The following is an 11323-nucleotide window of genomic DNA, read 5'->3' on the forward strand; positions in this document are numbered from 1 at the left end:
GAGCGGGGGTCGGTTCTTTCCGCGCGGGTTACGGGGCGGGGTAGGCGGTGACGTGGCCGACGGTGAGCGTGCCGGCGCCCGGGCCGCCGCCGACGTAGAACGAGAGCTGTTCGAAGCGGGTCAGGTCGAGCGGGCCCGCGCCCGCCCAGCTCGGGTGGTCGAAGTCGGCGAACGGGATACGGACGGTGCCGTCGGGGGCCGCGTCGAGGGTGTGCTCGAAGTAGACGCCGCCGGTGACGAACTGGACGGTGACCTTCGCGGCCGTCCCGGTCTGGCTGAGCCGCAGTTCCAGGCCGTGCTGACCCCACAGGTCCAGCGCGGGCGAGAGGGTGCGGGTCACGCCGGCGTATCCGGCGGACCCGAGCGTGTAGTCCAGCCGCATGGCCGGGCCCGGCGCGAGCCGCGGGTCGATCGGGTCGCCGCCGGGGTTGCGCGCGTAGGTCCGGGCGAGCTGCGCGGTGTCGGCGTAGGACGCGAAGTCGTCCACGACGGCGGGAGCGGTCGGCAGCGGGCGGGTGGTGAAGGAGACGACCTCGCTGCGGGTCCGGCCGGCCGCGTTGACCGCGGTGACCTGCCAGTAGTACGTCGTGCCGGGGTCGAGCGCTCCCGCGGGGCTGTGACTCGTCCCGGTGATCGCGGTGGCCGACAGCACGGGGTCGCTCAGGTCCGCGTGCTCGGAGACGGCGAGCGAGTAGAAGCCCGCGCCCGGGGCCGGGCCCCAGGTGAACTCCGGCGTGCCCAGCACGTCAGGGGTGCCCGCGGCGGGGGTGAGCGGGCCGGGAGCGGCCGGCGGCGTGGTGACCGGGGCGGGGTCGGCCGACCACAGGGTGGCGCGGGTCAGCCCGGTGCCGGCACTCCAGAGCACCCGGACGTGGTCCGCGCCCTTGGCGTCGGCTGTGACCTGCCCGCCGCGGCTCTCGTGCCGCACGGTCCGCCAGGCGGCGCCGTCCTCCGAGACCTGCACCTGGACACGGGCCCTGCCCACCACCCCGAAGCGCACCCGCTCGATGCCGGGGCGGCTCCACGACATCCAGGCGTCGCCGCGCGCGCGGGCCACGGCGGTGCCGTTCCCGGGGGTGATGACGACGTTCGCGGAGGCGTCGGCCAGGTCTGTCGTCTCCAGCGGGTCGGCGAGCACGGCCTGGGAGCGGGTGACGCGGATCGGCTCGGAGGCGGTGCCCCGGCGGCCGTGCCGGTCCACCGGGACGACCCGGTAGGAGACGTCGCCCGGGACGGGGTCGATCCACGGCGTCCGGTTGTCGGTCAGCAGCCCTTCGTGGGCGGCGCTCCAGCGCCCGCGCGCCGAACGCTCGACGACGTAGCCGCTCGCCCCGGCCGCGCCGCGCCAGCGCAGCTCGTTGAGCCCGCCGCGCTTGTCCACCTGGGTGATCAGCGGCGGGCCGACGCGGACCCGGCGCCGCTCGCGGCCGGAGACCTGCTCGGCGAAGGCGATCTGCGCCTCTACCGAGGTCCGCATCCGCTCGTCGTCACCGGGGTAGTGCAGGGTGAAACCGTCGTCGTGCTGGACGAACCCGTTGCGGTCGGAGTGGCCGAACAGCGACCAGGACATCAGGCCGGTGACGTTCCGGTCCTCGGCCAGCGGGGTCAGCAGGTCCGCGGTGGCGGCGGTGGAGGCGTACTCGCCGGCGATGTAGACCTTGCCCGCGCCGGTCACCGTGGCCGCGTCGGCGCTGACCCGCTCGGCGGTCGGCGGGTAGTAGTGCACGTCCACGATGTCCACGCCGGGCGCGGCGAGCGTGTCGGGGTCGATGTCGAAGCGGCGGCCGGCCGCGACGAGCTGGCGTGGCGCCCACTGCCGGAACTTGGCGGCGTTGGTGTTGATCCAGTCGAGCGTCATCCCTTCCAGCTCGTTGCCGAACTCCCAGGCCATGATCGTGGGGTCGGCGTTGTAGGCGCGGCCGGTGAGCGGGTTGACCCGGTGCATGACGTGCCGGACGTACGCCTGGTAGTCGGCGATCACGCGCTCGTCGGTGTAGAAGGCCGGGGACGGCAGGCCGTACGGGTCGGTGAAGTCGCGGTGGCCGCCGTGGTAGTAGGACCACTCGTCGGTGAGGGGCAGGATCAGGCGCAGGCCGATCGAGCCGGCGTAGGCGATGGCGTAGTCGACGGTGGCGAACGCCTCGTCGTTGAAGCCCTTGTCCTTGGCGGGCAGGATCGACAGCTCGTTGCCGGTGGAGGCCATCATGTGCGAGCGCACCACGGTCAGGCCCATGGCCTTGGCCGTGTCGAGGGCGTCGCGGATGCGGAAGAACGTGGGGTAGTCGACGCCGCCGACGTTCTCGTCCAGGCCGAGCCAGTAGACGTTGGTGCCGGCGAAGCGGAACGGCTTGCCGTCGAGGCTGAGCCGGGTGTCGGCCCTGGTCACGAAGCGGGTGTTGAGGGAGCGCAGGTCGGCGCCGGATTCCGGGCCGGGGGAGGCGTGCGCGGGCGGGGCCAGGGAGAGTGCGAGGACGACCGCGGCGAGACTCGCCCATCTGATGGACGGCATGGTGACACCTAACGTGGGAAGTCCGGGTGCTGCTTTACCGGATAAGTAACCGTGACACTAAGACCGCCGTGAGAACCGTGTCAACGGTCGGTTGCACCGGCGCAGTTTAGGTCTGGTTTAGCGATTCCCAGCGGTTTCCGGCATCATGCTCTAAACCGCTCAAGGTAATCTGTGGATGAGGAGCAGCGCTTGACGAAGCAGAGTAAGCCGCTGGACACCGGATGGACGCTCCGCCTGACCGGCGGCGACGCCCCGGCCGGGCTGCCGGACGAGGCCATTCCCGCCCGGGTGCCCGGCTGCGTCCACACGGACCTCCTGGCGGCCGGGCTGATCCCCGACCCGTACCGGGACCTGAACGAGCTCGACGTGGCGTGGGCGGGCCGGGCCGACTGGCGCTACGACACCACCGTGGACCAGGTCCCCGACGGGTTCGAGCGCACGGACCTGGTCTTCGACGGCCTCGACACCGTCGCGCGCGTGCTCCTGGACGGCGAGGAGCTGGGGAGCACCCGGAACATGCACCGCTCCTACCGCTTCGACGTGACCGGGAAGGCGCGGGCGGGCTCGGCCCTGTCGGTGCGCTTCACCTCGGCCTACACCGAGGCGGAGGCCCTGAAGGAACGCCTGGGCGCCCGGCCGAACGAGTACCCCGAGCCGTTCAACTACGTCAGGAAGATGGCCGCCGCCTTCGGCTGGGACTGGGGCCCCACCCTGGTCACCGCCGGGATCTGGCGGCCGGCCAGGCTGGAGAGCTGGAGCACCGCCCGGCTGGCGACGGTCCGGCCGCTGGTCACCGTCGCGGACGGCGACGGGCGGATCGAGGCCCACGTCGAGCTGGAGCGCACCGGGCAGGGCGCGGACCGGGAGCTCACGCTGACCGTCGAGACGGCCGGGCGGAGCGCCACTCTGGCCGTCCCCCCGGGAACGGACGGCGCGGTGGCCGTGCTGGACGTGCCCGCGCCTGCCCTCTGGTGGCCGCGCGGCTACGGCGACCAGCCGCTGTACGACTGCGTCGTCGTGCTGTCCGACCCCGCCACCGGCCGGGTCCTCGACCGCTGGCAGCGGCGCGTGGGCTTCCGGACGGTGGAGCTGGACGACGCGCGCGACGAGCACGGCACCGCGTTCACCCTGCGGGTCAACGGGCAGCCGATCTTCGCCCGCGGGGTCAACTGGATCCCCGACGACGCCCTGCCCGCCCGGATCACCCCCGAGCGCTACCGCCACCGGCTGCGCCAGGCCGCGGACGCCGGCGTCGACCTGGTCCGCGTCTGGGGCGGCGGCATCTACGAGGACCACGCCTTCTACGACGCCTGCGACGAGCTGGGGCTGATGGTCTGGCAGGACTTCCTGTTCGCCTGCGCCGCCTACCCCGAGGAGCAGCCGCTGCGCGGCGAGGTGGAGGCCGAGGCCCGCGAGAACGTCACCCGGCTCAGCTCGCACGCCAGCCTCGTGCTGTGGAACGGCAACAACGAGAACCTGTGGGGCTTCCGGGCCTGGGGCTGGGAGCCGAAGCTGGCCGGCGACAGCTGGGGCGAGGGCTACTACCTCGGCCTGCTGCCGCGCGTGGTCGCCGAGCTGGACCCGACGCGGCCCTACCAGGCGGGCAGTCCCTGGTCGGGCTCCTGGGACCACCATCCCAACGACCCGGCGCACGGCCCGTCGCACTTCTGGGAGGCGTGGAACCGCCGCGACTACACCGACTACCTCAACGACGTGCCGCGCTTCGCCGCCGAGTTCGGCTGGCAGGCGCCGCCCGCGTACGCCACCCTGCGCGAGTGGCTGGGCGACGACCCGCTCACGCCCGGCTCGCCCGGCATGCTGCACCACCAGAAGGCCGAGGACGGCAACGGCAAGCTCGACCGGGGCCTGGCCCACCACTTCGACGTCCCGCGGGACTTCGACCGCTGGCACTTCCTCACCCAGGTCAACCAGGCGCGCGCCGTCGCGACCGGGATCGCCCACTGGCGCTCCCACTGGCCGGTGTGCGGCGGGACCGTCGTCTGGCAGCTCAACGACTGCTGGCCGGTCACCTCGTGGGCGGCGATCGACGGGGCCGCCCGGCCGAAGCCGCTCTACCACGAGCTGCGCCGGCTCTACGCGGACCGGCTGCTGACCTTCCAGAACAGGGACGGCGCGCGCGTGCTCGCGGTGGACAACCAATCGCCCGAGCCGTGGCGGGGCGGCGCGGTGGTCCGCAGGCTGCGCGCCGACGGCACGAGCCTGGCCGAGGAGCGGGTGCCGTTCGAGGTGCCGCCGCGCTCGGTGGCGCTGCTGCCGCTGACGGCGGAGGTCGCCGAGATCAAGGACGCGCGTGCCGAGGTTCTCGTCGCCGACGCCGACGGCCTGCGCGACGTCGTGCTGGGCGGCCCCGACAAGGCGTTCGCCTACCCGGAGGCCGAGCTCGACCTGCGTCTGGACGCCTCCGGCGGTAGGCTCGACGTTGTGATCACCGCCCGGGCCTTCGTACGCGATCTGCTGCTGCAGGCCGACCGGCTCGGCCCCGCCGCCGTGGCCGACCGAGGGCTGGTCACGCTGCTGCCCGGCGAGAGCGTCACGATCGGCGTGACCGGCCTGGACGCGGTCGGCGCCGATGCCCATGCCGACGCCGTGCGGTCGGCGCTGTTCTGCGTCAACACGTGCGTCAGCGCCGCGGAGGGGGTCGCCCGACCATGAGTTCTCCCGCCCGGCCCGTCGGGAAGGTGACCATCGCCGAGGTGGCCGAGCGAGCCGGGGTGTCCAAGGGCTCGGTCTCGCTCGCGATGAACGACAAGCCGGGCGTGTCCGCCGCCACCCGGGAGAAGGTGCTCAGGGCCGCCCGTGAGCTGGGCTGGCTGCCCAACCAGGCCGCCCGCTCCCTGTCGTCGGCCTCGACCCAGGTCAGCAACGTCGGCCTGGTCATAGCCAGACCGGCTCGCCTGCTCGGGCTGGAGCCGTTCTACATGGAGTTCATCTCCGGCATCGAGAGCGTGCTGGCCGAGCGTTCCCACTCGCTGCTGCTGCGGCTGGTGAGTGACGTCGAGGAGGAGATCGGGGTCGTCGACGGCTGGGGCCGCAGCAAGCAGATCCGCGGCTCCATCATGGTCGACTTCACCCTCGACGACCCCCGGGTCGCGGCGGCGGCCGACCTGCGCCTGCCGCTGATCGCCGTCGGGCACCCCGACCTGACCGGCGGGCTGCCGTCGGTGTGGACCGACGACGGCGCGGCGGTCGCCGAGGCGGTGCGCTATCTGGCGGCGCTGGGGCACCGGCGGCTGGCACGGGTGAGCGGACCGGCCGGCCTCGGCCACAGCGCGATCAGGAGCGAGGCGTTCGCCAAGGCGGTCTCCGACCTCAACCTCGAACCCGGGCGGGTCCTGCCGACCGACTTCTCCGGCGAGCAGGGCGCCCGCGCCACCCGCGCCCTGCTCGCCTCCGCCCAGCGGCCCACGGCGATCCTGTACGACAACGACATCATGGCCGTGGCCGGCCTGTCGGTGGCGACGGAGATGGGCGTCTCGGTGCCCGCCGAGCTGTCCCTGCTGGCCTGGGACGACTCCCAGCTGTGCCGGCTCACCCATCCGCCGCTGTCGGCCATGAGCCATGACGTCTTCGCCTTCGGCGCCGAGGTCGCGCGCCGCCTGATGGACCTGGTCGAGCACGGCTCGACCGAGTCAGGCGCGGTCCCGGCGCCCGTGCTCGTCCCGCGCGGCACCACTGCCCGAGTGCGCTGAACCATGGCCAGGCCGCCACGGTGCCCTTGCATGCCCACCGGTTACTAAAGCGGTTTAGTCAGTATTAGCGCAGCTCGGACGGCATGGACTCGTCCTGTAACGCTGACCTGCATGTAACGGTTATGCATCTTCGGTGCTTCTTCCCTTCTTACAGCTAAACCAGGCATGCGACTGTTCACCGCAACCCCGGTGCTTCGATAGGAGATGGTGAGAGATGCGCAGAGTTGCGCTGACCGGTCTGGCCCTCGCGGTGACCGCGGCGCTGGCCGCCGCCTGCGGCGGCAGCGGGACGAGCACGGCGCCCGCGACGGCGGCGGCTGACCCGGCGAAGGTCTCCGGCGCGATCACGGTCCTGACCAACCGCACCGACCTGGTGAACGACGGCACGATGAAGAAGTACGCCGCGGAGTTCGCCAAGGTCTACCCGAACGTGCAGGTCGAGTTCGAGGCGATCACGGACTACGAGGGCGAAGTCAAGATCCGCATGAACACCGACAACTACGGTGACGTGCTGCTCATCCCGAACGCGATCGCCAAGGGCGACTACCCCAAGTTCTTCGCCCCGCTGGGCTCCGCCGCCGAGCTTTCCGAGAAGTACAAGTTCGTCCAGGCCGGCACCGTCAAGGACCAGGTCTACGGGCTCGTCTCCTTCGCCTCGGCCAACGGCTTCGTCTACAACAAGGACCTGTGGGCCAGGGCCGGCGTGACGGAATGGCCCAAGACGCCCGAGGAGTTCCTGGCCGGGCTGAAGGCCGTCAAGGACAAGACCGGCGCGATCCCGCTCTACACCAACTACAAGGACGGCTGGCCGCTCACCAACTGGACCAACGCGATGGGCTCGGTCACCTGCGACGCCACGGCCGAGAAGGCGCTGACCACCGAGGACCCCTGGGCCCCCGGCAAGGACCTCAACGTCATCGACTCGCTGCTGTTCGGCGCGGTGCACGGCAAGCTCACCGAGAAGGACCCGACCACCACCAACTGGGAGGACTCCAAGAAGCACATCGCCACCGGCAAGATCGGCGCGATGTGGCTAGGCTCCTGGGCGATCCCGCAGATGCAGGCGGCGGCCACCACGGCCGGTGAGAGCGCGGACTCGATCGCCTTCATGCCCTTCCCCTCCCAGGCCGGCGGCTCGTTCTGCTCGGTCCTGAACCCCGACTACCAGTACGCGGTCAACAGCCACTCCGCGAACAAGCCCGCCGCGCGCGCCTGGCTCGACTGGTTCGTCGACAAGTCCGGCTTCTCCGCCACCAACCAGGGCGTCTCCAGCGTCAAGACCGCCCCGCTGCCCTCGGCGCTCAAGCCGTACAGCGACGCCGGGGTCAAGCTCATCGAGCTGGAGACCGACCACCGGGTCCTGGTCGACGCCATCGACAAGGAGGCCGAGGTCGGCCTCAAGTCGCCCGACTACCGGCAGAAGCTCATCGACGTGGCGCGCGGCGCCGCCAAGGGCGACCTGACCAGCGTGTTCGCCGAACTGTCCGCCAAGTGGAAGAGCGGGCAGCAGTCCGCCGCCTGACCCGCGAGCCCTGGCACCGCGCCTCGGCGTACCACCTCACAAGAAAGGCAGAGATGACACCGACCTCGTCATCCCTGAGGCGCGGCGGGCGGCAGGCCCTGACCCCCTGGATGTTCCTGCTCGTGCCGCTGGCCCTGCTGGTCGTCTTCTCGTACGTGCCGATCATCAACATGGTCGTCTACAGCTTCACCGACTGGGACGGCGTCAGCCCGGACTACACCTTCACCGGGATGGAGAACTACGTCGAGATCTTCACCCGTCCCGAGCTGTTCAAGGTCTTCGTCGCCAGCGCCTACTACCTCGGCGCGGCGGTCGTGCAGATCGTCCTGGCGCTCTACTTCGCGACCGTGCTCAGCTTCAACACCCGCTTCCGCAACCTGTTCAAGGGCATCCTGTTCTTCCCGTACCTGATCAACGGGGTGGCCATCGGCTTCGTCTTCCTCTACTTCTTCCAGGAAGGCGGCACGTTCGACACCGTGCTCGGCCTGTTCGGCCTTGGCGGCGGACAGCTCTGGCTCGGCGACCCCGACCTGGTCAACGTCTCCCTGTCCGGGGTGTCGGTGTGGCGCTTCCTCGGGCTGAACTTCGTGCTGTTCCTCGGCGCCATCCAGTCGATCTCGCCGGAGCTGTACGAGGCCGCCGAACTCGACGGGGCCGGCCGGTGGCAGCAGTTCCGCTTCATCATCGCGCCCAGCCTGCGGCCCCTGATCGGGCTGACCGCGATCCTGGCGATCTCCGGCTGCCTGTCGGTCTTCGAGATCCCGTACATCATGACCGGAGGCGCGGGCGCCAGTGAGACCTTCGTGATCCAGACGATCAAGCTCGCCTTCCGGTTCGACAAGACCGGGCTCGCGTCGGCCGCCGCGGTGGTGCTCCTGGTCATCATCCTGCTGGTCGCCTGGCTGCAACGCCGGGCCTTCCCCGAAGAGAGGGTGGCCTCCTGATGACCGCCGTCCGAGCCCGGGTGGCGAGCACGCTCAAGTACCTGTCGCTGATCGTGGCGAGCGTGGTGGTCCTGCTGCCGCTGGGCGTGGTGCTGCTCACCTCGCTGAAGACCTCCGACGAACTGGCGACCGGCAGCGGCCCGCTCTCCCCGCCCGGCGACTGGCTGAACTTCGCCAACTACGTCACCGCGTTCGAGAAGGGACGGATGGCGGAGGCGGCGTTCAACACCTTCGTCATCCTGATCGTGTCGATCGTCGGGACCGTGTTCGTCGGCTCGGCCGCGGCCTACGCCATCGACCGGTTCACCTTCCGGTTCAAGGGGCTGGTCGTCGGCCTCTTCCTGCTCGCCACGCTGGTGCCGAGCATCACCACCCAGGTGACGACATTTCAGGTGATCGACCAGCTCGGGCTGTTCAACACCCGCCTGGCGCCGATCGTGCTCTATCTCGGCACCGACATCGTCGCGATCTACATCTTCCTCCAGTTCATGCGGAGCATCCCGGTCTCCGTGGACGAGGCCGCCAAGCTGGACGGCGCGTCCGCCTTCGCCATCTACTGGAAGATCATCCTGCCGCTGCTCAAGCCGGCCATCGCGACGGTCGTCATCGTCAAGGGCATCGCGGTCTACAACGACTTCTACATCCCCTTCCTCTACATGCCCGACCAGGGCCTCGGCACGATCTCGACGTCGCTGTTCCGCTTCAAGGGCCCGTTCGGCGCGCACTGGGAGAACATCTCGGCGGGCACCATCCTCGTCATCATCCCCACCCTGGCCGTCTTCCTGATGCTGCAGCGCTTCATCTACAACGGCCTGACGCAGGGCTCCACGAAGTAGGCGAGGACCTCATGCACCACGAACCGCTGCCGCTGACCACCGCGATCCGGCCGTACGCCTGGGGATCGCCGACCGCCTTCCCCGAGTTGTTCGGCACCCCGGCGACGGGCGAGCCGCAGGCCGAGCTCTGGGCCGGGGCCCACTCCGGCGCCCCGTCCACCGTGCGGGGGGTGCCGCTCGGCGAGCTGATCGGGCGCGACCCGGACGGCCTGCTCGGCCGCCGCACGCTGGACGCCTTCGGGCCGAACCTGCCGTACCTGCTGAAGGTCCTGGCCGTCGAGCGGCCCCTGTCGTTGCAGGTCCACCCGGACACCACCCAGGCCCGCGCCGGATACGCGCGCGAAGAAGCCGCCGGGGTGCCGATCGGCGATCCCGCCCGCACCTACAAGGACCCGCACCACAAGCCCGAGATGGTGTGCGCGCTCACCGGCTTCGACGCGCTGTGCGGATTCCGTACGCCCGAGAACGCGGCGGACCTGCTGGAAGCGCTGGACGTGCCGCAGGCCCGGGACTGGATCGCCATCCTGCGCTCCGGCCGCCCGGCCGGGGTCACGCTGCGCCGGGTGTTCGGGCGCATGCTCGCCGACGGGGCGCGCGACTGCCGTGCGGCCGTCGAGCGGGCTCTGCTGTCCGGCCCGCGCGATCCCGCGCTCGCGGTCTACGCGGGGCCGGCCCGCGCCTGCCCCGGCGATCCCGGGGTCACGGCCGCGCTCCTGCTCAACCACGTACGGCTGGCGCCCAGGCAGGCGGTCTTCCTCGGGGCGGGCGTGCCGCACGCCTACCTCGGCGGTGTCGCCGTGGAGGTCATGGCCGGCTCCGACAACGTGCTGCGCTGCGGGCTGACCGGCAAGCACGTCGACGTGCCGGGGCTCATGGGCGTCGTCGGCTTCCGTCCGTCCCTGCCCCATGTCGTCCCAGCCGAGCCGGAGGGGGACGGGCGGCACGCCTACCGTCCGCCCGTCGCCGAGTTCCGCCTCGTCCGTCATGAGCTGTCCGGCCGGTCCGGGCACCTGTTGCCCGGTGGGGTCCCGCGCGTCCTGCTCTGTGCCGAAGGCGAGGCCGACCTGTCGGGGCTGCGGCTCGGCGCCGGACAGGCGGCCTTCCTCCCGGCGGCCGCGCCGGACGCCCGCCTCTCCGGCAAGGCCCACGTCTTCGACGCCGCCCCCGGCTTCGCGGCCGCTCGTGGTGGGGCGTCGCCGGGGGAGGGGGTATGACGGTCCTCGCTCTCGACATCGGCGGGACGAAGTTCGCCGCAGCGCACGTCGCCGCCGACGGCAGGCTGCTGCGCCGCGCCGAGCGGCCCATCGGGCGGATCCCGGCCGACACGCTGCGGGACCTCGTGGCCGACTTCCGCGTACGGGGGATCGGCGCGGTCGGCATCGGCTCGGCCGGCCCGCTCGACCTCCCGGCGGGAACGGTCTCACCGGTCAACATCCCGGCCTGGCGGGACTTCCCGCTGGCCGGGACCGTGCGGAGTCTCGTCCCCGGCGCCGAGGTGGCGATGGCGGGCGACGGGCAGTGCATGGCGCTCGGCGAATGGTGGCGCGGCGGTCACGGCGCCCGGTCGCTTCTCGGGATCGTGGTCTCGACCGGCGTGGGCGGCGGCCTGATCCTGGACGGCCGCCCGGTGCTCGGGGAGACGGGCAACGCCGGGCACGTCGGCCACGTGATCGTCGACCGCGACGGCGAACGCTGCTCGTGCGGCACCCTCGGCTGTCTGGAGACCATCGCCAGCGGTCCCAGCATGGTCCGCTGGGCCCTGGCCGCCGGCTGGACCCCCTCCGGGGGCGCCGCCCCCCGTC

The 11323-nt window shown here is 71.6% G+C and carries 8 protein-coding genes; 7 read left to right on the forward strand and 1 reads right to left on the reverse strand.

Annotated features, from left to right (window positions below; translation table 11 throughout):
• Positions 1 to 28: 28 nt before the first annotated feature.
• Entirely contained in the window at positions 29 to 2509 is a 2481-nt protein-coding gene (locus ADY59_RS47875) for a cellulase family glycosylhydrolase (RefSeq protein ID WP_053175754.1), read from the reverse strand.
• Between the two features lie 189 nt (positions 2510 to 2698).
• Between ADY59_RS47875 and ADY59_RS44215 the strand changes: the two genes are divergently transcribed.
• From ADY59_RS44215 to ADY59_RS44245, 7 genes are all read left to right on the forward strand, one after another.
• On the forward strand, positions 2699 to 5182 hold the full coding sequence (locus ADY59_RS44215; protein WP_082310867.1) for a glycosyl hydrolase 2 galactose-binding domain-containing protein: 2484 nt from the start codon (positions 2699 to 2701) through the stop codon (positions 5180 to 5182).
• A complete protein-coding gene (locus tag ADY59_RS44220) occupies positions 5179 to 6219 on the forward strand; it encodes a LacI family DNA-binding transcriptional regulator (RefSeq protein WP_049576394.1) in 1041 nt (346 codons plus the stop codon). The genes ADY59_RS44215 and ADY59_RS44220 overlap by 4 nt, the downstream gene beginning before the upstream one ends.
• Positions 6220 to 6433: 214 nt before the next feature.
• On the forward strand, positions 6434 to 7741 hold the full coding sequence (locus tag ADY59_RS44225; RefSeq protein ID WP_049576396.1) for an ABC transporter substrate-binding protein: 1308 nt from the start codon (positions 6434 to 6436) through the stop codon (positions 7739 to 7741).
• A gap of 53 nt (positions 7742 to 7794) precedes the next feature.
• A complete protein-coding gene (locus ADY59_RS44230; protein WP_049576399.1) occupies positions 7795 to 8685 on the forward strand; it encodes a carbohydrate ABC transporter permease in 891 nt (296 codons plus the stop codon).
• Positions 8685 to 9521, forward strand: a complete 837-nt coding sequence (locus tag ADY59_RS44235) for a carbohydrate ABC transporter permease (protein WP_049576401.1) — start codon at positions 8685 to 8687, stop codon at positions 9519 to 9521. Before ADY59_RS44230 ends, ADY59_RS44235 begins: the two co-directional genes overlap by 1 nt.
• A gap of 11 nt (positions 9522 to 9532) precedes the next feature.
• Positions 9533 to 10735 carry a mannose-6-phosphate isomerase, class I gene (gene manA / locus ADY59_RS44240; protein WP_049576403.1) on the forward strand — a complete coding sequence of 401 codons (1203 nt, stop codon included), beginning with the start codon at positions 9533 to 9535 and terminating at the stop codon, positions 10733 to 10735.
• The coding region (locus tag ADY59_RS44245; RefSeq protein WP_049576405.1) for an ROK family protein at positions 10732 to 11323 on the forward strand (592 nt) is incomplete at its 3' end. The genes manA and ADY59_RS44245, both read left to right, overlap by 4 nt.

The sequence above is a fragment of the Nonomuraea sp. SBT364 genome (genome assembly GCF_001083785.1).
Classification (GTDB): domain Bacteria; phylum Actinomycetota; class Actinomycetes; order Streptosporangiales; family Streptosporangiaceae; genus Nonomuraea.